Genomic DNA, 24,495 nt, shown 5'->3' on the forward strand with positions numbered 1-24,495 from the left:
GCATGAGCGTGCGGCGGGTCATGGGCACCGAGTTGGAGTACGGCATCTCGGTGCCGGGGCAGCCGGGGGCCAACCCGACGACGTTGTCCAGCCAGGTGGTCAACGCGTGGGCCCCGGCGGAGGCGGCCGCGCGGCGCCGCCCCCGGTGGGACTTCGAGGAGGAGAACCCGCTGCGCGACGCCCGGGGGTTCGACCTCTCGCCGGCCCGGGCACTGGACCACAACGACCCCGACGAGGACCCGGGCATGGCCAACGTCGTGCTCACCAACGGCGCCCGGCTCTACGTGGACCACGCCCACCCCGAGTACTCCACGCCCGAGGTGACCAGCCCGCGGGACATCGTGCTGTGGGACAAGGCGGGGGAGCGGGTGATGGCCGAGGCCTCGATCCGCGCCGCGCGGGTGCCCGGCGCCGTCCCCATCCAGCTGTACAAGAACAACACCGACGGCAAGGGCCAGTCCTACGGGGCGCACGAGAACTACCTCATGGACCGCCGCACCCCGTTCCTGGACATCATCAAGGGCCTGGTGCCCTTCTTCGTCACCCGGCAGGTGTTCGCCGGGGCCGGCCGGGTCGGCATCGGCCACGACGGCCGCGCACAGGGTTTCCAGCTCTCGCAGCGCGCCGACTTCTTCGAGGTCGAGGTCGGTCTCGAGACCACGCTGAAGCGGCCGATCATCAACACCCGCGACGAGCCGCACGCCAACCCCGACGAGTACCGCCGGCTGCACGTGATCATCGGTGACGCGAACCTCGCCGAGTGGTCGACCTACCTGAAGGTCGGCACCACGTCGCTGGTGCTGGCGATGATCGAGGCCAAGGCGCTGACCTCGGACCTCGCGATCGAGGAGCCCGTGGCCGAGCTGCAGGCGGTCAGCCACGACCCGTCGCTGACCCACCGGGTCCGGCTGCGCGACGGCCGCCGGCTGACCGCGCTCGAGGTGCAGCAGGACTTCCTCGCCCAGGCGCGGGCCTTCGTGGCCCGCACCGGGGACGACGACCCCCAGACCCACGACGTGCTGGCCAAGTGGGGCCAGGTGCTCGACGACCTCGCGGTCGACCCGATGCGGTGCGCCGACCGGCTGGACTGGCCGGCCAAGCTGCGGCTGCTCGAGGGCTACCGGAAGCGCGACGGCCTCGAGTGGGGCGATGCCCGGTTGGCCCTGGTCGACCTGCAGTACTCCGACATCCGGCCCGACAAGGGCCTGTACCAGCGGCTGGTGGCCCGAGGTGCGATGCAGCGGCTGGTCACCGAGGACGAGGTGACGGCGGCGATGACCAGCCCGCCGGCGGACACCCGGGCCTACTTCCGCGGCGAGTGCCTGCGGCGCTACCCGGCTCAGGTCGCCGCCGCGTCGTGGGACTCCGTGGTGTTCGACCTCGGGCGGGAGAACCTCGTGCGCGTGCCGACGATGGAGCCGCTGCGCGGCACCCGGGAGCACGTGGGGGCGCTCTTCGACCGCGTGGGCAGCGCCCAGGAGCTGGTCGACACCATCACCGGGAACTGACCGTGGCGTCGCCGGAGCCCCCCGCCCCGCGCCGCGCCCGCCGGTCCACGACGCGCACGGTGCGGCCCGAGGACGTCGGAGCGCTGGTGCGGGTGCTGTCGGCGCTGCAGGTGCACCTGCTGTCGGGTGATCTGCCGCCGCAGCTGACGACGTCGCTGTCGGGCCACCTGACCACCGCCGGCCTGCTGGCCCCCGGGGCCACCCCGGCCGACCTCCTGCTGGCCCTGGACGACCTGGCGGGCCGGCTGCGCTCCGGCGGGGCACCGGTGGAGGTGTCGGGGGAGACCCGGCACCTGGTCGGCTTCCCCACCCGGGAGCAGGCCGACGCCTTCGTGCTGGGGGTCACCCGCCGCGCCGGGGACGAGGTCGAGGGTCCGGTGGCCGCCGAGGTCGGCCGCTGGGTCGGCGACGTGCGGTGGCAGGTGACCGTGCGGGTGACCGAGCGGCCGATGACGCCGGCGTTCGACGCCCGGATCGCCTGGTTGCACGCCCTCGCCGATGCCCACGCCGGCCACCTCGGCGGTTGGGAAGCCTGAGCGGTTCCTGTCACACCCTCCGGGTAGCTTGCGCAGCAGGGCACCACACGCACTCGAGCTGGAGGATCAGATGGCCACCAGGGACACCGGCGGGCAGCAGAAGGCGACCCGGTCGCGCGAGGAGACCGAGGAGGTCGAGGCCTCGGTCGACGCCGAGGGCACCGAGCGCCGCGAGCAGATGAGCTCCGACGTCGACGACATCCTCGACGAGATCGACGGGGTGCTCGAGTCCAACGCCGAGGAGTTCGTGAAATCCTACGTTCAGAAAGGCGGAGAGTAGTCGTTCCGTCGCTCTAGGTATTCACCGTGAAGACTTGCCCATCGTGCAGGCAGGAGCTGCATCGCAGCGCCTTCGGCAGCAACAAGGCAAGACCAGACGGACTGTCCTTCTACTGCCGCGCGTGCAACCGAGACCGCAACAGACGGTGGTACAGGGCTTCCCGGAGCCGGGGTGGCCACGAGGTGCGGGACCTGTCGTGGGTGCCGGCGGGTCATCGATGGTGCCCGACCTGCAAGCAGGCGGTGCCCGAGGCTGACTACAGCCGGAATGCTGCGGTCCCGTCGGGATTCGGAGCCGAGTGCCGCCCGTGCCGGAGGACGAGCCAGAACGAGGCCTACTCCATCCGGAAGTACGGCCTGACCCGAGCCGCCGTCGCGCTGATGCGGGAGGAGCAGGCTGACCGCTGCGCCATCTGCGGCGACGTCGGAGCAGGTCACCTCGATCACGCACACGACTCCGGGGTCGTCCGAGCGCTGCTGTGCAGCCGGTGCAACATGGGTCTTGGCCTTTTCCTCGAGGACCGCAGGCGCCTGCTGGCCGCCGTCGCCTATCTGGAGAAGCACGCCGTCGGTGCATCGCCCGGAGCCCCACCCCCGGCGGCGGGCTGCAGCACGACGCCGCGACTAGGGTCGGATCGAGCAGAACGCCGGGGCCTGCGCCCCGGCCGACGCAGGACCGATCGGGTCGCCCACGACCAGATCGGACAGCAGCGGTCCGGCCCCGACGGGCCGGCGGAGGAGGCGCACGGGTGAGCGAGCAGATCGCCGGACGGAGCGGGTTCACCCCCGCCTACCTGGACCGGGTGGGGTCCTCCTTCACCGACTTCCTCGGCGCCACCGCGCCCGACCTGCTGCCCGGTCGCCGGCCGGTGCCGGCGGTGCCGATGGGCGAGATGGCCCCGCACGGCACCACGATCGTCGCGGCCACCTTCGACGGCGGTGTGCTGATGGGCGGTGACCGGCGGGCCACCATGGGCAACCTGATCTCCAGCCGGGACATCGAGAAGGTCTACGCCGCCGACTCCTGGTCGGTCATCGGCATCGCGGGCGCCGCCGGCATCGCGATCGAGATGGTCCGGCTCTACCAGGTCGAGCTCGAGCACTACGAGAAGATCGAGGGGATGACGCTGTCCCTCGACGGCAAGGCCAACCGGCTGGCCGCGATGATCCGCGGCAACCTCGGCGCCGCGATGCAGGGCCTGGCCGTCGTCCCGCTATTCGCCGGCTACGACCTCGACGCCGCCGAGGGCACCAGCCCCGGCCGCATCTTCAGCTACGACGTCACCGGCGGGAACTACGAGGAGCGCGGCTACGCCTCGGTGGGCTCCGGCTCGCTGTTCGCCCGCAGCTCCCTGAAGAAGACCTGGCGCCCCGGCCTGTCCGCCGACGCCGCCACCCGCAGCCTGGTCGAGGCGCTCTACGACGCCGCCGACGACGACTCCGCCACCGGCGGGCCCGACAGCGTCCGCCGGCTCTACCCGATCCTGTACCGGATCGACGCCGAGGGGGCCGCCCGGCTGCCCGACGCCGAGGTGGCCGAGATCGCCGCGTCGATCACCGCCGACCGGTCCGCCGGCTCCGCGAACCGGGAGGCCTGAGCCATGACCATGCCCTACTACGCCTCGGCCGAGCAGGTCATGCGCGACCGCTCCGAGTACGCCCGCAAGGGCATCTCCCGCGGTCGCAGCGTCGCCGTCCTCACCTGTGCCGACGGCGTCCTGCTCATCGCCGAGAACCCCAGCTCCACGCTGCACAAGGTCGGCGAGATCTACGACCGGATCGGCTTCGCCGCCGTCGGCCGGTACTCCGAGTTCGAGAGCCTGCGGGTGGCCGGCGTCCGGCTGGCCGACGTCCGCGGGTACTCCTACAACCGCCGGGACGTCACCGGCCGGGTGGTCGCCAACGCCTACGCGCAGACCCTCGGCTCCATCTTCACCGAGCAGATGAAGCCCTTCGAGGTCGAGCTGTGCGTCGCCGAGGTCGGCACCACGCCCGAGGCCGACCAGCTCTACCGGCTGACCTTCGACGGGTCCGTGGTCGACGAGCCCGACTTCGTGGTCATGGGCGGTCAGGCCGAGGCGGTCTCCACGCACCTGCGTGAGCACTTCCGCCCCGGGCTGCCGCTGCGCGAGGCCCTGGCGGTCGGCGTCGCGGCGCTCTCGGCGGTCAGCGCCTCCACCCAGGCCAACGGCGGGGCGCACACCACCCTCCCCGCCGAGCAGGTCGAGGTCGCCGTCCTCGACCGAGCACGCCCCAAGCGCACCTTCCGCCGGATCACCGGGGCCGCGCTGCGCGCGCTGCTCGCACCCGCCGAGGCATCCGCTGCTGCTCCCGCCGAGGCCACCGGGGCAGCGGCCGACGAGACCGAGCCGGCCGCGCACCTGCCCAGCGCCCCCGCTCCGGGCACGCCGCCCGGCCTGGGCGACCCCGCGGCCCCGGACACCGCAGGCGGCACCTCGCCGGCGCACGACCCGGCGCAGGACACCGGAACGGCTCCGGCCACGGACGACCCCCAGCCCGGCGCACCGGCCTAGGCTCGAACCGTGAACCGCAGGATCTTCGGCATCGAGACCGAGTACGGCGTGACGTGCACCTTCGAGGGCCAGCGCCGGCTCTCGCCCGACGAGGTCGCGCGCTACCTGTTCCGCCGGGTGGTCTCGTGGGGGCGCAGCTCGAACGTGTTCCTCCGCAACGGCGCGCGGCTCTACCTGGACGTCGGCAGCCACCCCGAGTACGCCACGGCGGAATGCGACGACCTCACCGAGCTCGTCGTCCACGACAAGGCCGGTGAACGGATCCTGGAGGGTCTGCTGGTCGACGCCGAGCAGCGGTTGGCCGACGAGGGCGTCGCGGGCGACATCTACCTGTTCAAGAACAACACCGACTCCGCCGGCAACAGCTATGGCTGCCACGAGAACTACCTGGTCGGCCGACAAGGCGAGTTCTCCCGCCTCGCCGACGTGCTGATCCCGTTCCTGGTGACCCGGCAGATCGTCTGCGGCGCCGGCAAGGTGCTGCAGACCCCTCGCGGCGCCGTCTACTGCGTCAGCCAGCGGGCCGAGCACATCTGGGAGGGCGTCTCGTCGGCGACCACCCGCTCCCGACCGATCATCAACACCCGCGACGAGCCGCACGCCGACGCCGAGCGCTACCGCCGGTTGCACGTGATCGTCGGCGACTCCAACATGAGCGAGACCACCACGCTGCTCAAGGTGGCGATCACCGACCTCGTGCTGCGGATGATCGAGGACGGCGTCCCCATCCGGGACATGACACTGGAGAACCCGATCCGGGCGATCCGCGAGATCAGCCACGACCTCACCGGCCGGCGCAGGGTGCGGCTGTCCAACGGCCGCGAGATGTCGGCCCTGCAGATCCAGACCGAGTACCACGACCGGGCCGCCGAGTACGTCGACCGCGAGGGCCTGGGCCCGGTGCACCGGCAGATGCTCGAGCTGTGGGGCCGCACCCTCAAGGCCGTCGACACCGGCGACCACTCCCTCATCGACCGCGAGGTCGACTGGGCGATCAAGCAGTCGCTGATCGAGCGGTACCGGGCCAAGCACGACCTGTCGCTGTCGGCGCCCCGCATCGCCCAGCTGGACCTCGCCTACCACGACATCCGCCGCGGCCGGGGCCTGTACTACCTGCTGGAGCGGGCCGGGCAGGTCGACCGGATCACCCACGACCCGCGGGTGTTCGAGGCCAAGAACGTGCCGCCGCAGACCACCCGGGCCAAGCTGCGCGGTGAGTTCATCCGCAAGGCCCAGGAGAAGCGCCGCGACTTCACCGTCGACTGGGTGCACCTCAAGCTCAACGACCAGGCCCAGCGCACCGTGCTGTGCAAGGACCCGTTCAAGTCCGTCGACGAGCGCGTGGACAAGCTGATCAACTCGATGTGAGGCAGGGTCGGCGTCGTGGCCACCGTGGACGACCGCTCGGCGCAGCTGCTGGCCGGCCCGCGCGGGCGTCGGCTCTGCCTGCACCTCGCGGTGGCCGGATCGCTCTGGCCCCCGCGCGGCACCACCGACCCACGCGATGCGCTGCGCCGAGCCGTCGCGGGCCTCGGCGGTGCCGCACCTCCGCCGGAGCTGCTGTGGGCGGGCCTCGTCGCCGCAGTGGACAGCGGACGCTACTGGCAGGGACCCGAGGACGCCGACGCCCTGCTGGCCGACCCGGGGACGGCCGCCGTGCTGCGTCCGGTCGCCGACGCCGTCGCGGCCGACCAGCGCGTCGGGTGGTGGTGGGAGGACCTCGACCGCGCCACGCAGACGTCGATCAGCTGGCCCGGCGCCGACGACGCGCCGGCGACCGCGCCGTCCACCGGTGACCGCGCACGGGCTCGGCGCTGGTCCTCCTCCCTGGTCGCAGAGGAGGACCGTGCGGCCCGGGGGAGACCCGCGGACCCGACGGCTGCGTGGTCGGGGTCCTGGTGGTCCGCGCCCTGCCTCAGCGGTCTGCCGCACACGTCACGGACCAGGACCGCGTCCGTGCGGGTCGGGGCCGCGCTCGTGTCGCCGGTGCCCACCCCGGTCGGCCTGCACCTCGTCGAGGACGAGATGGGCTGGCCCACCGCCCGTACCTGGCCGGTCCGCGCGCGGGACGGCGCCCGGGTCCTCAAGATCCGCGGTCCCCAGGACTGGGTAGACCTGGTGGCCCGCCACCCCCTGCCGGCGACCGCGTCCCGCCGGCACGACTGGTACAGCTGCACCGGACGCACGGGGGAGTGGCTGGTCCCCGACTGGGGCTCCGTCGCCGACGAGGTGGACGCGGTGCACGTCTCGGTGGGCGCCTGGTCGGCGACGGCCGGGCGGGCCCTCGACGTGCCCGGCAGCACCGCGGCGACGGTGCTCGCGGGGTGGGACCCCGATGCCACGTGGTGGCTGACCGACTGCGTCGAGTCGGGTGACCCGACCGACTGGGTCCGCACCGACGAGGACCCGCCGGACCGGTGGGTCCCCGCCTGAGCCTCAGGCCAGCCGGGCGGCGTGCCGACCGGCGCAGGCCGCGGCCAGGAAGTAGGCGTGGTCGGCGTCCAGCCCCCGGCCCATCGTCGACAGCCCGACCGGCAGGGCGCGCAGCGCGTCGTCCAGACCCTCGACCTCGACCTCGACCACAGGGTTGCGGTCGGGTTGGCCGGCGAGGTCCTCGGCCACCTGCACGGCCAGCTCGTCGGACAGACCGGAGGCGGGGACCGGCAGCACGACCCCACCCATCGCCACACGCCCGAAGGCCGTCAGCGAGTGGTGGGAGACCCCCCGGTGCCGCGGGCGCGGGTCGGCGTCGGAGATACGCAGCGCACCGACCGCCTGCCCACCCAGCACGTGGACCGCGTTGCAGGCGTCACCGGCAGCCACCCCCGAGAACCCCCACGGCGTCCCCGTACCCAGGTTGCCCGGCCCCTGGGCGACCACCGCCACGTCGGCGGACAGCACGTGGCGGGCGGCCAGCAGACCGGTGTGCACGGTGACCGCCTCGAGGTCGCCGCCGAACGCCTGGCCCACGGTGACCACCCCGGCCAGCGACGCGGCCAGGCCGTCCAGGGTGCGCGAGAACGCCGCCGGCAGCGCACCGCCGTCGGTCATCACGTAGGCCACCCGCAGGCCGGGAGCGGTGGCCAGCACCCCGGCCAGCACCGCCGGCAGCGCCGAGTGCAGGTCGGCCACCACCACCGGCATGCCCCCGACGTCCTCGGCCTCGACGATCACCGCGTGGTGCGGCGTCTCCTGCTCATCCACGCCCTGCACCGTGACCTGCAGCCCGGTGTACCGGCCCTTGACCAGGTGACCGGGGCCGGTCGGGTCGGCCGGCAACCGGTCGGGGAACGCGACCACCAGCGCGTAGCCGCCGGTGCCCAGCCGCTGCGCCCAGGCGGTGGTGTTCAGCAGCACCGCGTCACCCACCTCGGGCGTGCCCACCACCGAGGGGTGGGCCAGGGCGCGGAGCTCGCCGTCGCCGGGCACCTCGACCTGCAGCTCGAGCGAGTCGCGCCAGGTGCGGCCCAGGGCCAGCACCGTGCCGCGCCGCCAACGGATCCGGGACTCGGGGCTGGTCACCCGGCCCAACCTAGGCGACGCACTAGCCTGGCCCACGTGTCGGCCAAGCGTGCGGAGAGACTGGTCAACCTGGTCTTCGCGCTGCTGGGCACCCGGCAGTTCGTGACCGCCGAGCGGATCCGCAGCACCGTGCCCGGCTACGAGCAGGCCGACGGCACCGAGCGCGCCGACGAGGCCTTCAAGCGCATGTTCGAGCGCGACAAGACCGACCTGCGCGAGCTCGGCGTCCCGCTCGAGACCGGCCGCACCAGCATGTTCGACACCGACGACGGCTACCGGATCGCCCGCTCCGCCTACGAGCTGCCCGAGATCACCCTCACCGGTGACGAGGCCGCGGCGGTCGGCCTGGCCCTGCGGCTGTGGCAGTCCGCGCAGCTGGGCGGTGCCGCCCAGGGCGCCCTGGTCAAGCTGCGCGCCGCCGGGGTCGACGTCGACGGCGCCGGCGCGCTGCCGCTGCAGCCCCGGCTGGACGGCGGCGAGCCCGCCTTCGACGCCTGCTACACCGCCGCCCGCGACCGCCGGCTGCTGACCTTCACCTATACCCGCCCCGACGAGGACACCGGCGTCCGCCGCCGGGTGCACCCGTGGGGCGTCGTGTCCTGGCACGGCCGCTGGTACCTGGTCGGGCACGACCTGGACCGCGACGGCACGCGGGTGTTCCGGCTCTCCCGGGTGACCGGCACGGCCCGGGCGGCCGGGCCGTCCGACGCGTTCACCCCGCCCGACGACCTCGACCTCGCCGCCGTCGTCGCCCGGCAGGTGGGCCGGCCCGAGCACGTCGCCGTCCTCCTCGTCCGGCCCGGCACCGCCGTCGGGCTGCGCCGCCGGGCCGCCGACCTCGGCCCGGCCCCGGACGGCGACGACCGGCTCGAGCTGCGGACGACGGAGCTCTGGGCCCTCGCCGACGAGATCGCCGCGCACGGCCCCGACGTCCTGGTCGAGTCCCCGCCCGAGCTGCGGTCGGCCGTGGTCGAGCGGCTGACCCGGTTGGCGGCGTCGGCATGAGCGCGCCGACGACCGACCGGATGACCCGGCTGCTGGCCCTGCTGCCCTACCTGGAGGCCCGGCCCGGCGGCGTGCTGCTGGCTGACGCCGCCCGCGACTTCGCCATCACCGAGGCGCAGCTGCAGAAGGACCTCGAGCTGCTGTGGGTGTGCGGGTTGCCCGGCCACGGGCCCGGCGACCTGGTCGACCTGTCGTTCGAGGGCGACCGGGTGCGGGTCACCGACACCGCCGGGCTGGTCCGACCGCTGCGGCTGGCCACCGACGAGGCCGTCGCCCTGGTCGTCGCGCTGCGCGCCCTGCTCGAGCTGCCCGGGTTGGCCGAGACCGACGCCGTGAGCCGCGCGTTGGTCAAGGTGTCGGCCGCGGCGGGGGAGCCGGTGGACCTCGCCGGGGCGGTCACGGTGAGCATCGACGCCCGCGAGCAGACCCTCGCCGTCGTCCGGCAGGCCCTGCAGGCCCACCGCGCGCTGCACCTGCACTACTACGTGCCCAGCCGCGACCAGCGCACCGAGCGCACGGTCGACCCGATGCGCCTGCTGCTGGTCGACGGGCACTGGTACCTGGAGGCCTGGTGCCGGCTGGCGGTGGGCACCCGGCTGTTCCGGTTGGACCGGGTGGACGACGTCGCGGTGCTCGACGAACCCTCCGCGCCCCCCGAGCAGGCGCAGCCGCGCGACCTCGACGACGGCCTCTACCAACCCGGCGCCGACCAGCCGCTGGTCCGCCTCCGGCTGGACCGCAGCGCCCGCTGGGTGGCCGACTACTTCCCGGTCGAGGAGGTCGTCGCGGTGGACGACCCGCCCGGCGGCCTGGCCGTCTCGGTGCGCACCGCCGACCCGGCCTGGGCCCGCCGGCTGGTGGCCTCCCTCGGGGGTGCGGCCCGGGTGGACGACCCGCCCGAGCTCGCCGACGAGATCGCCGCCGACGCCCGCGCCGCGCTCCTGCGCTACAGCGACTGACCAGGCTGCGCACAGCAGGGGCGTGGGTGGTCCCGGCTAGGGTCGGCCCCGTGCTGCTGCTGATCGTGCTGGGCGTCGTCGTCGTGCTGGCCCTCGTCGTCCTGGGAGCCCTCGGCTTCGGCCTGCTCGGCGCGGTCGGTCGACTGACCCGCGAGATGGCCGCCCTGCAGCGCGACGTCGCCCCGGTGGCGGCCCAGCTGCAGGCCTCGCTGGCCGAGGCGGCAGCCAAGCGCGGGCAGCCCACCGACGCGTAACCTCGGACCCGGCCCCACACCCCACGGAGGACCCGATGAGTCTCGGCCCGCTCGAGATCGGCCTGATCATCCTGGCCATCCTGCTGCTGTTCGGCTACAAGAAGCTGCCCGACGCGTCCCGGTCGCTCGGCCGGTCGATGCGCATCTTCAAGGGCGAGATGAAGGGCATGAAGGACGACGACGTCCGCGCCAAGGACCCCGCGACCACCAGCCGCGGTGAGCTCGCACCCCCCGTGCCGCCGGTGACCCCGGACTACGAGGCCGAGGCCCGCGCGGCCGAGGCCCGGGCCGCCGAGGCGCGCGCCCGCGCCGACGCCAGCCGCACGGGGACCACCCCCGTCGACGGCACCCGCTGATCCCGCCCGGCACCGGGTCGTGAGCACCGCCGAGGCCAGCCGACCGCGCATCGGGCGGCGGAAGCGACCGCCGCGCGACGACGCGGCGACGATGTCGCTCATCGCGCACCTCAAGGAGCTGCGCAACCGCATCGGCATCGCGCTGCTCTTCGTGCTCATCGCCACGGCGATCGCGTTCTGGTGGTACGACCACGGCCTCGGCCAGTTCATCCGGGCGCCGTACTGCTCCATCCCGGCCGACAACCGGGCCCTGGACACCGGGAACAGCAGCGACGACTGCCGCCTGCTGGTCACCGACGTCTTCGGTGGGGCCCTGATCCGGCTGAAGATCGCGTTCATCGCCGGCATCGTGCTGTCGGCCCCGTTCTGGCTCTGGCAGATTTGGGCCTTCCTCACCCCGGGGCTGAAGACGCACGAGAAGCGCTACGGCGTCGGGTTCGTGGTCGCCTCGAGCACCCTGTTCGCCCTCGGGGCCGTGCTGGCCTACATCTCCCTCAAGGCCGGGCTCACCCTGCTGCTCGGGCTGGCCGGGGACAACGTGGCCATCGCCCTGACGGCGCAGGACTACATCGGGTTCGTCATCTCGATCCTGCTGGCGTTCGGCGTCTCCTTCGAGGTCCCGCTCATCGCGGTGGCCCTCAACCTCATCGGGGTGCTGTCCTACGCCGTCCTGGCGAAGTCCCGCCGGTGGATCTTCTTCCTGACCATCGTGTTCGCGGCGTTCATCACGCCCACCCAGGACCCGTTCACGATGCTGCTGATGGCGCTGCCGATGTGCGTGCTGTTCGAGGTGGCCATCCAGATCGCCCGGGTGGTCGACAAGCGCCGGGCCCGCCGCGACGGCACGGCCGGGTTCGCCGACCTGGACGACGACGAGGCCTCGCCGCTGGATGTCCGCCCGTCGGTGCTGGACGACCCGGACCGCTGACCGGTGGAGGTCGCGCTGCTGGTCAACACCGCTGCCGGCCGCGGCCGGGCCCGTGCCGCCGCGGACGCCGCCACCGCCCGGTTGGCGGCGGGCGGGGTGCGGGTGCGCCCGCTGGTCGCCGCGGACCGGTCGGCCGCCGAGGCGGCGGTCCGGGCGGTGCGCGCGGACGTCGACGCCGTGGTCGCCCTCGGCGGTGACGGGGTGGTCCACGCCGCCGTCCAGGGGCTGGCCGGCACCGGCACCCCGCTGGCGGTGCTGCCCGCCGGTACCGGCAACGACCTCGCGCTGGCCCTGGGCATCCCGGCCGACCCGCTGGCGGCCGCCGACGCCGCGGCCGCCGACCTGCGCGCAGCCGCGGCGACCGGCATCGACCTCGTCCGGAGCAGCTCGGCGGCGGGGGAGCGGTGGTGGGCCACCGTGCTGTGCTGCGGGTTCGACTCCGCCGTCAGCGACCGGGTCAACCGGCTGCGCTGGCCGCGCGGACCCCGCCGCTACGACCTGGCCATCGCCGTCGAGCTGGCCCGGCTGCGCTCGCGCCGGGTGCGGCTGACCCTCGACGGCGTCGCCGCCGACCGGGAGGTCACGCTGGTCGCGGTCGGCAACACGCCGTTCTACGGCGGTGGGCTGCGGATCTGCCCCGATGCCGACCCCGCCGACGGGTGGCTGGACGTCACCGTGGTGGGCCCGGTGAGCCGCCGCGAGCTGGTGCGCACCCGTCCCCGGTTGGCCGCCGGCACCCACGTCGCGCACCCCGCGGTCGAGGTGCTGCGCGCCCGGGAGGTGCTGGTCGAGAGCACCGAGGCGTTGACGACCTGGGCGGACGGCGAACCGGTCGGCCCGTTGCCGCAGCGCTGCACCGTCGTCCCCGGGGCGCTCTCGGTCCTCGGCGCCGGGCGGCGCGCGGCCTCGTAACGTGGGGGCATGCTCGACACCGGCGACCTCAGCCCCGCCGAGCGGTACGCGGCCTCCCGGCGCCGCGGACGCTTCCCCCTGCTCTCGGACTTCGTGCTGGACCTCGGCTTCACCCTGGACCCGTTCCAGCAGGAGGCCTGCGAGGCGCTCGAGGGCGGGTCGGGCGTGCTGGTCTGCGCCCCGACCGGTGCCGGCAAGACGGTGGTCGGCGAGTTCGCGGTGCACAAGGCGTTGGCCGAGGGCCGCAAGGCGTTCTACACGACGCCGATCAAGGCGTTGTCCAACCAGAAGTTCGCCGACCTGGTCGACCGCTACGGCCCGGAGCAGGTCGGCCTGCTGACCGGCGACAACGCGGTCAACGGCGATGCGCCGGTGGTGGTGATGACCACCGAGGTGCTGCGCAACATGCTCTACGCCGACTCCCCGGCGCTGCGCGGGCTGGGGTACGTCGTCATGGACGAGGTGCACTACCTGGCCGACCGGTTCCGCGGGGCGGTGTGGGAGGAGGTGATCATCCACCTCCCGGACGACGTCGCCCTGGTCTCGCTGTCGGCGACGGTCAGCAACGCCGAGGAGTTCGCCGACTGGCTGGTCACGGTGCGCGGCGACACCGCCGTGGTGGTCAGCGAGGTGCGGCCCATCCCGCTGTGGCAGCACATGCTGGTCGGCGGTCGGGTGTTCGACCTGTTCGCGCTGCGGCCGGGGGCCCACCTGGCGGGCGAGGTCGAGCTGTCCAGCCGGCAGCGCGGCGCGGCCGTCGTCGACCCCGAGCTGGTCCGGTACGTGAAGGAGCAGGAGCGCCGGCTGGACTCCTGGCACGGCGGGGCCACCCGGCGCAGCAAGGAGCGCTACGAGCACCGCCCGCGGTACACCCCGCCGGGCCGGTCCGAGGTGCTCACCCGGCTCGACGCCGCCGGCCTGCTGCCGGCGATCACCTTCGTGTTCAGCCGCAAGGGCTGCGACGCCGCGGTCGAGCAGTGCCTGCGTGCCGGGCTCCGGCTCACCGACGAGGCCGAGCGGGCCGCGGTCGCCGAGGTGGTCGACCGGCACACCGGCTCGCTGCACGAGGCCGACCTGCAGGTGCTCGGGTTCTGGGAGTGGCGGGAGGGCCTGCTGGCCGGGCTCGCCGCCCACCACGCCGGCCTGGTGCCGGCGTTCAAGGAGGCCGTGGAGGAGTGCTTCGTGCGCGGTCTGGTGAAGGCGGTGTTCGCGACCGAGACCCTGGCGCTGGGCATCAACATGCCGGCCCGCACCGTCGTCCTCGAGAAGCTCACCAAGTGGAACGGCGAGGCCCACGTCGACGTGACGCCGGGGGAGTACACCCAGCTGACCGGTCGGGCCGGCCGTCGCGGCATCGACGTCGAGGGCCACGCCGCCGTCGTGTGGGCACCCGGTGTCGACCCGGCGGCGGTCGCCGGGCTCGCCAGCACCCGCACGTACCCGCTGCGGTCGTCGTTCCGGCCCAGCTACAACATGGCCGTCAACCTGGTCGGCTCCCACGGCCGGGAGCGCGCCCGCGAGCTGCTGGCGTCCTCCTTCGCGCAGTTCCAGGCCGACCGGTCGGTCGTGGGCCTGGCCCGCCAGGCCGCGCGCAACGAGGAGGACGCCGGCCGACTGGAGGCCGCGGTCCCGTCCGGCAAGGGGGACGTCGCCGGCTACGCGCAGCTGCGTGCGGAGATCTCCGACCGGGAGAAGGAGCTGGCGCGGGACACCCAGGCCCGCCGCCGCCGGGAGGCCGCCGAGACGCTGCTGGCCCTGCGGCCCGGCGACGTCATCCGGGTGCCCTCGGGCCGGCGCCAGGGGCTGGCCGTCGTCCTCGACCCCGGCATCACCGAGCTCGCCGACCCCCGGCCGCTGGTGCTGACCGAGGACAAGTGGGCCGGTCGGCTGGGCCCGCTGGACTTCCCGAGCCCGGTCGACGCGCTGGCCCGGCTCCGGGTGCCCAAGAACTTCAACCACCGCAGCCCGCACGCCCGCAGGGACCTCGCCGCGGTCCTGCGCGACACCCGCACCGAGCTGGGCCTGGGCGCGCGCAAGACCTCGGTCCGGTCCGGGGCCGACGACGACCCGGTGCTGGTGGACCTGCGGCACGCCCTGCGCCGGCACCCCGTCCACCAGCTCCCCGACCGCGAGGAGCTGGTCCGCACCGCGCAGACCTGGCTGCGGGCCCGGCGGGACGCCGAGCGCGTGCGCGGCCAGGTGGCCGAGCGCACCGGCTCGCTGGCCAGGCAGTTCGACCGCACCTGCGACGTCCTCGAGCAGCTGGGCTACCTGCGGCCCGACGCGCCCTCGGCCGCCGACGAGCACAGCCCCGGCCCGCACCCGGCCGCCGAGGCGCCCGTGGTGACCACGGCCGGGCGGCAGCTGTCCCGGATCTGGTCGGAGGCCGACCTGCTCACCGCCGAGTGCCTGCGCGCCGGGGTCTTCACCGGCCTCGACGCCCCGGGGCTCGCCGCCTGCGCCTCCGCGCTGGTGTTCGAGGCCCGGCGGGACTCACCCAGCCAGCCCCCCGTGCCGGCCGGGCCGGTGTCGGCGGCGCTGGTGGCCATGCGCCGCGTGCACGCCGAGCTGCACGCGGTCGAGACCGACCACGGCGTCCGGCCCGGCCGGGACCTGGACCTGGGGTTCGTCCGGGCCGCGTACCGGTGGGCCGAGGGCCAGTCGCTGGACCGGGTGCTGGCCGAGGCCGAGCAGGCGGGCACCGAGCTGTCCGGCGGGGACTTCGTGCGGTGGGCCCGGCAGCTGGTGGACCTGCTCGACCAGCTGGCCAAGGTCACCGACGGGGCGCTGTCCCGCACCGCGCGGTCGGCGGTGGAGCGGGTCCGCCGCGGCGTGGTCGCGGTGGCCGTCAGCGGGTGATCGCACCGGGCGCCGCTCCGGGGGCGGCTCGCCCGGTGCCGGCGCCCGGCGTGGTGGAGAATCGGCGCGGCCCGCTGCCGGCGCCCTCCGGGGACCGGCCCGCCTCGACGAGGGAGCGTTCATGTCCAACCCGCCGCAGGGTGGCGACCACCAGGACCCCGACCGCACGCCGGACCAGGCGAGCGACGGCCACGACGGGGCCCCGGGCACCGACAGCACGCGGCTGATCCCGCTCCGCCAGCCCGAGGGCAGCAGCGGGTCGAGCAGCTCGGGGTGGGGTCAGCAGTCCGGCGAGCAGGGGTCGGCGGCACCGTCGTGGGGCCAGCCCTCCGCGAGCCAGGAGCAGCAGCCCGCCGCGGGTCAGCCGCACGACCAGCAGAGCGGCTCCGCCGGCTGGGGCCAGCAGGGCCAGCCGGGCCCCGCCCAGCAGCCGGGCCAGCCGGGTGCCGGCCAGCAGCCGGGTCAGGGCGGGTACGGCCAGCAGTACGGCCAGTCGGGGTCGAGCGGCTACGGCCAGCAGCAGTACGGCCAGCAGCCGGGGCAGCCGGGCCAGGGCCAGTCGGGCGCCGGCCAGCAGCCGGGTCAGGGCGGGTACGGCCAGCAGGGCCAGGGCCAGCAGGGCCAGGGCCAGCAGGGCCAGGGCCAGCAGGGCCAGGGCCAGCAGGGCCAGGGCCAGCAGGGCCAGGGCCAGCAGGGGTACGGCCAGCAGGGGTACGGCCAGCAGGGGTACGGCCAGCAGGGGTACGGCCAGCAGGGGTACGGCCAGCAGGGGTACGGCCAGCCGGGCCAGGGCCAGCAGGGGTACGGGCAGCAGGGGCAGAACCAGCCGGGTCAGGGCGGGTACGGCCAGCAGTACGGCCAGTCGGGGTCGAGCGGCTACGGCCAGCAGCAGTACGGCCAGCAGCCGGGCCAGTTCGGCCAGGGCGGTGCGGGGCAGCCCGGGCAGTTCGGGCAGCCGGGCGGCAGCTCGCAGTACGGCCCGGGTGGCTTCGGCCAGCCCGCCACGCCGGCCAAGCCCAAGCGCACCGGCCTCGTCGTGGGTCTCGTCGTCCTCGGCCTGCTGGTCATCGCGGCGGCGATCGTGCTGCCGATCGTCCTCGGGTCGAAGACGTTGGACCCCCAGGCGGTGCAGCGGGACGTCGCGAGCCAGTTCGAGGAGCGCGAGAACGTGTCGTTGGACCTCACCTGCGACCAGGACATGGAGGTGGAGACCGACGCCACCTACACCTGCACCGGCACCACCGGTGACGACGAGGACGTCACCATCACCATCCGCATCACCGACGACGACGGCGCCTACGAGTGGTCCGAATGACCGCAGGACCCGGCCGCTGCTACCAGGCGAGGGCGGCGGAGAGCCTGGCCACCGACGTCTGCAGGCCGTAGCGGCGGGTGAGCTCGGCCAGCGCGTCGGGGTCGGCGGGGACCCGGGGGAGGCCCCCGTCGACCGGCGGCAGGTCGATGTCCTTCACCACCTCGACGACGGCCGGTGCGACGTCCAGGTAGGCGGCCGAGTCGTGCAGCTTGCGCAGCACCGACGCCGTCAGGGGCGCCTTCGGCACCGCGGTGCGGGCCGCGGCCTCGCGGATGCCGGCCAGCGACCCGAAGGCGGTGATCAGGGCAGCGGCGGTCTTCTCGCCGACCCCCTTGACCCCGGGCAGACCGTCGCTGGGGTCGCCGCGCAGCACCGCGAAGTCCGCGTACGCCCGCCCCGGGACCCCGTACTTCTCGGCGACGGCCGCCTCGTCGACGAGGTCCAGGTCGCCGATGCCGCCCCGCGCCGTGTAGAGGACCCGCACGCCGCGGGCGTCGTCCACGAGCTGGAACAGGTCGCGGTCGCCGGTCACGATGTCGACCGGCCCCTGGGCGCGGGTCGCCAGGGTGCCGATGACGTCGTCGGCCTCGTACCCGGGGGCACCGACCCGGGCCAGCCCGACGGCGGCCAGCACCTCGACGAGCACCGGCACCTGCGGGCCCAGCTCGTCGGGCACCTCCTCGCCGCCGTCGGGGGACTGCCGGTGGGCCTTGTACGACGGCACCGCGTCGGTGCGGAACGCCGGCCGCCAGTCGTCGTCCCAGCAGGCGACGAACCGGTCGGGCCCGTGGGCGACGATCAACCGGGCGGACATGTCGAGGAACCCGCGGACGGCGTTGATCGGCCGCCCGTCGGGTGCGGTCACGGTCATCGGCACCCCGTAGAAGGCGCGGAAGTACAGGCTCGCGGCGTCCAGGAGCATCGTCGTCACGTCCGGGACGGTAACGGCCGGGCCGCCGGACGGGGAGGTCCCGGCACCTAGCCCGGGATGGGGCGGGCCACCACCACCAGGGAGTCCGTCCGCAGCGCGTTGGCAGAGGACAGCGGACTGCGCAGGACCTGGGTCACCGCCAGGCCGGCGCGGGCGGCGAGGACCGCGTGGGACCGGGGGGTGAAGTGCCAGATGTGCTCGGCGGGCTTCAGCGTCCACCACCGGCTCCCCAGCAGCCGGGCCGGGACCGAGGCGACTGAGGGCGTGGACAGGACCACCACCCCGTCGTCGGCGACCAGAGCGCGGACCGCGCGCAGGAACGCCAGCGGGTCGGGTACGTGCTCCAGGGTGTCCCAGGCGCACACGACGTCCACGCCCGGGGTGATCGGGGCCTCGGTGAGCGGGCCGTTGAACACGTCGAGCCCGAGGTCGCGGCGGGCGTGCTCGGCCGCGGTGCGGCTCAGCTCCACCCCCGACGTCGTCCACCCCGCCGACCGCGCCGCGTCGAGGAACAGGCCGTAGGCGGCCCCCACCTCGAGCAGCCTGCCGCCCGGGCCGCGCCCGCGGACCCGGTCGATCAGCCGCAGCCGACCGCCGGTCCAGATGCGGGGGAGCACGGTGGCCGGGGAGAACCGACCTCCGCTGCCGTCGATGCGCCCCTCGAAGTAGCCGGCGTCGTCGTAGAGCCGCTGCAGCGCGTCGGGGCGCAGCCGAGGACTGGTGAAGACCAGGTCGCAGGTGGGGCACCGCACCACCCCGAAGATCCCCACGGTCCGGGTGCGCCGTCCGGAGACGCCGCACAGGCAGCAGACGACCTCCTCGGTGTCCGCTGCGGACCACCCGACGGGGCGGGCTGCGGGGGTCCGGGTCGGGGTCATGACGTCCTCTCCACGACGCACACCATGCTGCACCCGCCGTCCTCGTGCTGCGACGACCCTGACGACGACGCCTACGTCATGGCATCGGAGCCCGGCTCGACCACCGGGGCGGACCACTAGTCTGCGGCTGTGCCCACCCACAGCGACCCCGAGCAGCACGGTGGCACCGCCACCGTGCAGCGGTTGGCGGGTGCCCGGGCGGTCGCCGACGAGCTGGGGCTGGACGCCGTCGTGGTCACCCCCGGGTCGGACCTGCGGTACCTGTGCGGCTACGTCGCCCACGCCATGGAGCGCCTGACGGCCCTCGTGGTGCCCCGCCGGGGCGAGCCGCTGCTGGTCGTGCCGCGCCTCGAGGCGCCGATGGTGGCTGCCTCGCCGGCCGGTGCCCTCGAGCTGGAGCTGCTGGCCTGGGACGAGACCGACGACCCGTTCGCCCTGGTCGCCGCTGCTCTGCAGGAGCGGCTGGGTGGCCACGCGGGTGTGCTCGCGGTCGGGGCACGCACCTGGGCCGAGCACGCGCTCGGCCTGCAGCGGGCGGTGCCGGGCGCCCGCCTGGAGCTGGCCACCCCGGTGCTGGACCGGCTGCGCATCGTCAAGTCCGCCGACGAGGTCGCCGAGCTGGCCGCGGCCGCGGCCGCGATCGACCGGGTGCACGCGCGCATGGGTGAGTGGTTGCGCGTGGGCCGCACCGAGGCCGAGGTCGGTGCAGACATCGCGGCGGCGATCGTCGCCGAGGGCCACGTCGCGGTCGACTTCGTCATCGTCGGGTCCGGGCCCAACGGCGCCAGCCCGCACCACGAGCTGTCCGACCGGGTGGTGGTGGCCGGCGACCTGGTCGTGGTCGACATCGGCGGCGAGCTGCCCAGCGGCTACCGCTCCGACTGCACCCGCACCTACGCCGTCGGCGGCGCGCCCGACGCCGAGACCGCCGAGTGGTACGCGGTGCTGCAGCGCGCCCAGGCCACCGCGTGCGCCGCCGTCCGGCCCGGGGTGACCGCCGAGCAGGTCGACGCCGCGGCCCGCGACGTCATCACCGCGGCCGGCTGGGGCGAGGCGTTCCTGCACCGCACCGGGCACGGCATCGGCCTGGACACCCACGAGGCGCCCTACGTCGTGGCGGGCAACGCGGTCGAGCTGGTGCCGGGCATGGCGTTCTCCGTCGAGCCGGGCATCTACCTGGCCGGCCGGCACGGCGCCCGGATCGAGGACATCGTCGTCTGCACCGAGGACGGCGTCCGACTGCTGAACGAAGGACCCCGTGACCTCGTCGAACTCCCGGGCTGACCCCGTGGCCGAACCGCTGGACAAGATCGAGCCGCGCACCGACGTCGACCGCGCCCTGCTCGCCGCCCTGGCCCGCGACGGGCGGGCCAGCTACACCGAGCTGGCCACGCAGGTCGGGCTGTCGGTCTCCGCGGTGCACCAGCGCGTCCGCAGGCTCGAGCAGCGCGGGGTCATCACCGGGTACTCGGCCCGGGTCGACGCCAAGGCGGTGGGGCTGCCGATGGTGGCGTTCGTGTCGATCACCCCCATCGACGTGGCCCAGCCCGACGACGCGCCGGCCCGGCTGGCGCACCTGACCGCGATCGAGGCCTGCCACTCGGTGGCTGGTCCCGACAGCTACATGCTCAAGGTGCGGGTGGCCTCGCCCGACGCGCTCGAGGGCCTGCTCGCCGAGATCCGGGCCGCCGCGAACGTCACCACCCGCACCACCGTCGTGCTCACCACCTTCTACGAGGACCGCCCGCCGGTGTGAGCCCCGACGACCTCACCGCCCTCTACGCCGACTGGTCGGCCGGCGACCTGACCGCGCTGGTCGACCGGCTGCACCCGCAGGTGGACTGGCCCGAGCCCTGGTCGGGCGGGCGGGTGCTCGGGAGGGCTGGGGTGGCCGAGCACCTGGCGCAGCAGGCCCGGGACGTGCGGTTCACCGTCGTGCCCCGGCAGCTGGTCGACACCGGCCGCGGGTGGGCGGTGACGGTGCACCAGGTCGTCCGGGACGCCGACGGCGACCTGCTCTCGGACACCACCGTGCTGCACACCCTCACGGTGGACGACGACCTCGTCCGCCGGCTGGACGTCGGCGAACCGCCGCCCTGAGCGGGTTCGTCCACACCCCGGCCCGGCGCGTCGACAAGCTGGCCGAACGTGTGTTCGACTGAGTGCATGCGATGGGATGCCCAGCGGCTGGACCTGGTGGAGCCCGAGGTCCTGCCCGGCCTGCCGACCGTGGCCGGGCTGCTGCGCAGCCTGCAGGTGCCCGAGTTCCCCGGCCTGACCCTGCACGAGGTCCGCGCCAAGTCCGCGCTGAACAAGGTCCCCGAGAACTCGGCGATGCCGTTCGCCTACACGGTCAACACGTTCCGGGGCTGCTCCCATGCGTGCGTTTACTGCCTCTCGGGCGACACGTCGGTGCTGATGGCCGACGGACGCACCCGCCGCATCGCCGACCTGCAGGTGGGGGACCAGATCATCGGGACGGAGGTCGTCGGTTCCTACCGCCGCTACGTCGCCACCGAGGTCCTCGCGCACTGGAACACCCGGAAGCCCGGCTACCGGGTCACGCTGCACGACGGGACCGAGCTGGTGACCAGCGGCGACCACCGGTTCCTCACCGGCCGCGGGTGGAAGCACGTCACCGGCACCACCGCCGGCGCGGACCGGCGTCCGCACCTGACGACCAATGACTCCATGCTCGGCTTCGGGCGCACCACCGAGACACCCAAGGCCACGGACGAGTACCGCCGGGGGTACCTGACCGGCATGGTCCGAGGCGACGCGAACCTGAAGCGGTACGAGATCACGAACCCCGACGGGCGCCACCGCGTCGTGCACCGGTTCCGCCTCGCCCTGGCCGATGTCGAGGCTCTGGACCGCTCCCAGCAGATGCTGGAGGAGGAGGGCATCCGCACCGACCGCTTCGAGTTCAGCCCCCAGACCGACGTCCGGCAGGCCATGACTGCCATCCGCACCCAGCGCCGCAACGACTTCGAGCAGATCACCCGGCTCGTCGCCTGGCCCGATCGGCCCGGTGAGGAGTGGCGACGGGGATTCCTGGCCGGGATCTTCGACGCCGAGGGTTCGCGCAGCACGCACGTCGTGCGGATCGCGAACTGCGACGACGAGATGCTGCGGCACACCCAGGAAGCCTTTGCCTCGTTCGGCTTCGACGTGGTCCGCGAGGACAGACGCCGGGTGAACGGGCTGCGCTACATCCGTCTCCGCGGTGGTCTGCCGGAGCACATGCGTTTCATCCACCTCGTCGACCCCGCCGTCCGTCGCAAGTGCGCCGTCGCCGGGATCGCCATCAAGAGCAGTGCCGATCTGCGGGTCGCTTCCGTCGAACCGATCGGGCTCGAGCTGCCCATGTACGACATCACCACGGGCACCGGAGACTTCATCGCCAACGGCGTCGTGAGCCACAACTGCTTCGCCCGGAAAACCCACGAGTGGCTGGAGCTGGACAGCGGCGCGGACTTCGACCAGGAGATCGTCGTCAAGACCAACATCGCCGAGGTGCTGCGGCGCGAGCTGGGCCGGGCGTCGTGGAAGCGCGAGCACGTCGCGCTGGGCACCAACACCGACCCCTACCAGCGGGCCGAGGGCCGGTACCGGCTGATGCCCGGGGTGATCGAGGCGCTGGCCCGCTCGGGCACCCCGTTCTCGATCCTGACCAAGGGCACGCTGGCCCGTCGCGACCTGCCGCTGCTGGCCGCCGCGAGCAAGGACGTCCCGATCGGCATGGGCGTCTCCCTGGCGATCTGGGACGACGACCTGCACCGCTCCCTCGAACCGGGCGTGCCCACGCCGAAGGCCCGGCTCGAGCTGGTGCGGCAGATCGCCGACGCCGGCCTGCCGTGCGGGGTGTTCCTGGCCCCGGTGCTGCCGGGCCTCACCGACCAGCGCGAACACCTGGAGAAGGCGATCGCGGCGGTGGCCGAGGCCGGCGCCACGGGGGTCACCGTCGTGCCGCTGCACCTGCGGCCCGGGGCCCGCGAGTGGTTCACCAGCTGGCTGGCCCGTGAGCACCCGCGGCTGGTCAGCCGGTACAAGTCCTTGTACGGCCGCGGCGCGTACCTGCCGGCCGAGTACCGCGACTGGCTCTCCGCACGGGTGGCCCCGCTGCTGGCCGCGCACGGGCTCGACCGGCACAGCGGGGGAGCGGCCCGCGGCATCGGCGGTCTCCCCGGCGACGAGTCGGCCTCCTTCCCGTTCGGCTCCCTCCCGGGCCCGGCCGCCGTCCCCGCACCGCGCGACGAGCCCGAGCAGCTGGCGCTGTGCTGAGCCCCGGGCCTGCCCTCACCTGCGCCGGTTAGGGTCCGGCCCATGTACACGGCCAGTTGGCGCGACGTCGTCCGCCGCGACCTCTTCGGACCCTCCCCGGACCCCCGCGACCGGCCCTACCGGCTGGTGATCCGGCTGGCCCTGGTCGTGTTCGAGCTCTTCGGCTTCCGGTTCGACGTCCGCGGCGCCGAGCACGTGCCCGCGACCGGTGGCGCGGTGATCGCCAGCAACCACGTCAGCTACTTCGACTTCACCTACCTCGGGCTGGGCGCGCTGCCCCAGCACCGGCTGGTGCGGTTCATGGCCAAGGCCTCGGTGTTCGGCAACGGGTTCGCCGGGCCGTTCATGCGGGCCATGCAGCACATCCCGGTCGACCGCACCGCCGGCGCGGCCGCCTTCGACGAGGCGGTCCGGGCGCTGAAGGACGGCCAGGTCGTCGGGGTCTTCCCCGAGGCGACCATCTCCAGCTCCTTCACCGTCAAGGAGCTCAAGGCCGGCGCGGCCCGCATGGCCGTGCAGGCCGGGGTGCCGATCATCCCGGCGGCCGTCTGGGGCGGGCACCGGATCGCCACCAAGAACCACAAGGTGGTGCTGCGCCGCGGGGTGCCCGTGACCGTCGTCCTGGGGGAGCCGATCGTGCCCGCGCCGGGGGAGAAGGCGCAGGCCGTCCTGCGCCGCACCCGGGCCGCGATGGAGGAGCTGCTGGACCAGGCCCAGCGCAGCTACCCCGATGCCCCGGCCGGGGACGACGACCGCTGGTGGCAGCCCGCCCACCTCGGCGGCACCGCCCCCACCCCCGAGGAGGCGCACGAGCTGGACATCCACGACGTCCGCGGCACCGCCGTCAAGGTGCAGCGCACCCCGCTGCAGAAGGTCCGCTACCTGCTGGGCCCGCTGGTCAGTCGACGACGTCGGGGGCGATGAGCCGGAACGCCTCGCAGTCCACGCCGTACCAGCGGGTGGTGCGGCCCAGCGGACTCATGCCCAGCCGGGTGCAGACCGCGACCGACCGCTCGTTGCCCGGGCGCACGACGGCGTAGACCTCGGGCAGGCCGTCCTCGAAGGCGTGCTGCACCACCGCGGCCGCGGCCTCGGTGGCGTAGCCGTGGCCCCAGCTGTCGGGGTGCAGGTGCCAGCCCACCTCGAACTCGCCCACCCCGTTGGGCAACGGCTTGAACAGCAGCGTGCCCGCCACCGGCCCACCGGACAGCGGCTGCACCGCCCAGCACCCGGCCCGCCGGTCTGCCTGGTGCACCTGCTCCCAGCGCTCGACCAGGGCGGCCACCCCACCCGAGGGCGGGCCCGACAGCCAGCGCAGCACCTCGGGCCGGGAGTAGAGGTCGGCCAGCCGCGCGAGGTCGTCGTCCGACGTCGTCCAGGACCGGATCAGCAGCCGGTCGGTCCGCAGCAGCTCCACCCGACCTGCCTACCCCAG

At 74.3% G+C, this 24,495-nt stretch carries 25 protein-coding genes; 21 read left to right on the forward strand and 4 right to left on the reverse strand.

Going from position 1 to position 24,495, the window contains the following annotated elements; all coding sequences use genetic code 11:
• Positions 1-2: 2 nt before the first annotated feature.
• From dop to BLS67_RS06080, 8 genes are all read left to right on the forward strand, one after another.
• Complete coding sequence (dop, locus tag BLS67_RS06045; RefSeq protein WP_091241454.1) at positions 3-1,508, forward strand: depupylase/deamidase Dop; 1,506 nt, start codon at positions 3-5, stop codon at positions 1,506-1,508.
• A 2-nt stretch (positions 1,509-1,510) separates the two neighbouring features.
• Positions 1,511-2,044, forward strand: a complete 534-nt coding sequence (locus tag BLS67_RS06050) for a hypothetical protein (RefSeq protein ID WP_091241456.1) — start codon at positions 1,511-1,513, stop codon at positions 2,042-2,044.
• A 70-nt stretch (positions 2,045-2,114) separates the two neighbouring features.
• Positions 2,115-2,324, forward strand: coding sequence for a ubiquitin-like protein Pup (locus BLS67_RS06055; protein ID WP_091241459.1), 210 nt, complete (start codon positions 2,115-2,117; stop codon positions 2,322-2,324).
• Positions 2,325-2,566: 242 nt separating this feature from the next.
• Entirely contained in the window at positions 2,567-3,076 is a 510-nt protein-coding gene (locus BLS67_RS24945; RefSeq protein ID WP_091241462.1) for an endonuclease domain-containing protein, read from the forward strand.
• The gene (gene prcB / locus BLS67_RS06065; protein ID WP_091241466.1) at positions 3,073-3,921 is read left to right on the forward strand and encodes a proteasome subunit beta; all 849 of its coding nucleotides are present in this window, start codon (positions 3,073-3,075) and stop codon (positions 3,919-3,921) included. The genes BLS67_RS24945 and prcB overlap by 4 nt, the downstream gene beginning before the upstream one ends.
• Positions 3,922-3,924: 3 nt before the next feature.
• The gene (gene prcA / locus BLS67_RS06070) at positions 3,925-4,857 is read left to right on the forward strand and encodes a proteasome subunit alpha (RefSeq protein ID WP_091241470.1); all 933 of its coding nucleotides are present in this window, start codon (positions 3,925-3,927) and stop codon (positions 4,855-4,857) included.
• Positions 4,858-4,866: 9 nt separating this feature from the next.
• Positions 4,867-6,225 carry a Pup--protein ligase gene (pafA, locus tag BLS67_RS06075; protein WP_091241473.1) on the forward strand — a complete coding sequence of 453 codons (1,359 nt, stop codon included), beginning with the start codon at positions 4,867-4,869 and terminating at the stop codon, positions 6,223-6,225.
• Between the two features lie 15 nt (positions 6,226-6,240).
• Positions 6,241-7,290 carry a hypothetical protein gene (locus BLS67_RS06080; protein ID WP_091241476.1) on the forward strand — a complete coding sequence of 350 codons (1,050 nt, stop codon included), beginning with the start codon at positions 6,241-6,243 and terminating at the stop codon, positions 7,288-7,290.
• A 3-nt stretch (positions 7,291-7,293) separates the two neighbouring features.
• On the opposite strand, the gene BLS67_RS06085 is transcribed toward BLS67_RS06080, so the two are convergent.
• The gene (locus tag BLS67_RS06085; protein ID WP_242653855.1) at positions 7,294-8,379 is read right to left on the reverse strand and encodes a DUF3866 family protein; all 1,086 of its coding nucleotides are present in this window, start codon (positions 8,377-8,379) and stop codon (positions 7,294-7,296) included.
• 36 nt (positions 8,380-8,415) lie between these two features.
• Between BLS67_RS06085 and BLS67_RS06090 the strand changes: the two genes are divergently transcribed.
• The 8 genes from BLS67_RS06090 (at position 8,416) to BLS67_RS24705 (ending at position 16,967) form a co-directional block, all read left to right on the forward strand.
• On the forward strand, positions 8,416-9,384 hold the full coding sequence (locus BLS67_RS06090) for a helix-turn-helix transcriptional regulator (RefSeq protein WP_091241480.1): 969 nt from the start codon (positions 8,416-8,418) through the stop codon (positions 9,382-9,384).
• Positions 9,381-10,343: a helix-turn-helix transcriptional regulator gene (locus BLS67_RS06095; protein WP_091241484.1), complete on the forward strand. Its 963-nt coding sequence runs from the start codon at positions 9,381-9,383 to the stop codon at positions 10,341-10,343. The genes BLS67_RS06090 and BLS67_RS06095 overlap by 4 nt, the downstream gene beginning before the upstream one ends.
• Positions 10,344-10,393: 50 nt before the next feature.
• Entirely contained in the window at positions 10,394-10,597 is a 204-nt protein-coding gene (locus tag BLS67_RS06100) for a hypothetical protein (RefSeq protein ID WP_091241487.1), read from the forward strand.
• Positions 10,598-10,632: 35 nt separating this feature from the next.
• Positions 10,633-10,953, forward strand: coding sequence for a Sec-independent protein translocase subunit TatA (tatA, locus tag BLS67_RS06105; protein WP_091241490.1), 321 nt, complete (start codon positions 10,633-10,635; stop codon positions 10,951-10,953).
• Between the two features lie 19 nt (positions 10,954-10,972).
• Entirely contained in the window at positions 10,973-11,881 is a 909-nt protein-coding gene (gene tatC / locus BLS67_RS06110; protein ID WP_242653856.1) for a twin-arginine translocase subunit TatC, read from the forward strand.
• Positions 11,882-11,884: 3 nt separating this feature from the next.
• On the forward strand, positions 11,885-12,793 hold the full coding sequence (locus BLS67_RS06115) for a diacylglycerol/lipid kinase family protein (RefSeq protein ID WP_091241493.1): 909 nt from the start codon (positions 11,885-11,887) through the stop codon (positions 12,791-12,793).
• 9 nt (positions 12,794-12,802) lie between these two features.
• Complete coding sequence (locus BLS67_RS06120; RefSeq protein WP_091241496.1) at positions 12,803-15,652, forward strand: DEAD/DEAH box helicase; 2,850 nt, start codon at positions 12,803-12,805, stop codon at positions 15,650-15,652.
• A 121-nt stretch (positions 15,653-15,773) separates the two neighbouring features.
• Positions 15,774-16,967 carry a DUF4333 domain-containing protein gene (locus BLS67_RS24705; RefSeq protein ID WP_091241498.1) on the forward strand — a complete coding sequence of 398 codons (1,194 nt, stop codon included), beginning with the start codon at positions 15,774-15,776 and terminating at the stop codon, positions 16,965-16,967.
• A 19-nt stretch (positions 16,968-16,986) separates the two neighbouring features.
• Here BLS67_RS24705 and BLS67_RS06130 read toward each other — a convergent pair whose 3' ends face one another.
• On the reverse strand, positions 16,987-17,889 hold the full coding sequence (locus BLS67_RS06130; protein WP_091241501.1) for a 5'-3' exonuclease: 903 nt from the start codon (positions 17,887-17,889) through the stop codon (positions 16,987-16,989).
• Positions 17,890-17,945: 56 nt separating this feature from the next.
• The gene (locus tag BLS67_RS06135) at positions 17,946-18,776 is read right to left on the reverse strand and encodes a class I SAM-dependent methyltransferase (protein ID WP_091241504.1); all 831 of its coding nucleotides are present in this window, start codon (positions 18,774-18,776) and stop codon (positions 17,946-17,948) included.
• A gap of 129 nt (positions 18,777-18,905) precedes the next feature.
• Here BLS67_RS06135 and BLS67_RS06140 point away from each other — a divergent pair, with 129 nt between their 5' ends.
• The 5 genes from BLS67_RS06140 to BLS67_RS06160 all read left to right on the forward strand — a co-directional run bounded on the left by BLS67_RS06140 (position 18,906) and on the right by BLS67_RS06160 (position 23,984).
• Positions 18,906-20,060, forward strand: a complete 1,155-nt coding sequence (locus tag BLS67_RS06140) for a M24 family metallopeptidase (RefSeq protein WP_091241506.1) — start codon at positions 18,906-18,908, stop codon at positions 20,058-20,060.
• Positions 20,061-20,064: 4 nt separating this feature from the next.
• On the forward strand, positions 20,065-20,532 hold the full coding sequence (locus BLS67_RS06145) for an Lrp/AsnC family transcriptional regulator (protein WP_242653857.1): 468 nt from the start codon (positions 20,065-20,067) through the stop codon (positions 20,530-20,532).
• Positions 20,529-20,876, forward strand: a complete 348-nt coding sequence (locus BLS67_RS06150) for a nuclear transport factor 2 family protein (RefSeq protein ID WP_091241509.1) — start codon at positions 20,529-20,531, stop codon at positions 20,874-20,876. The genes BLS67_RS06145 and BLS67_RS06150 overlap by 4 nt, the downstream gene beginning before the upstream one ends.
• A gap of 66 nt (positions 20,877-20,942) precedes the next feature.
• Complete coding sequence (locus BLS67_RS06155) at positions 20,943-23,060, forward strand: intein-containing Rv2578c family radical SAM protein (protein WP_091241512.1); 2,118 nt, start codon at positions 20,943-20,945, stop codon at positions 23,058-23,060.
• 42 nt (positions 23,061-23,102) lie between these two features.
• Positions 23,103-23,984, forward strand: coding sequence for a lysophospholipid acyltransferase family protein (locus BLS67_RS06160; protein WP_091241514.1), 882 nt, complete (start codon positions 23,103-23,105; stop codon positions 23,982-23,984).
• Here BLS67_RS06160 and BLS67_RS06165 read toward each other — a convergent pair.
• Positions 23,959-24,477, reverse strand: coding sequence for a GNAT family N-acetyltransferase (locus BLS67_RS06165; protein WP_091241517.1), 519 nt, complete (start codon positions 24,475-24,477; stop codon positions 23,959-23,961). The genes BLS67_RS06160 and BLS67_RS06165 overlap by 26 nt on opposite strands.
• Between the last annotated feature and the right edge of the window lie 18 nt (positions 24,478-24,495).

Source organism: Klenkia soli (genome assembly GCF_900103975.1).
Classification (GTDB): Bacteria; Actinomycetota; Actinomycetes; order Mycobacteriales; family Geodermatophilaceae; genus Klenkia; species Klenkia soli.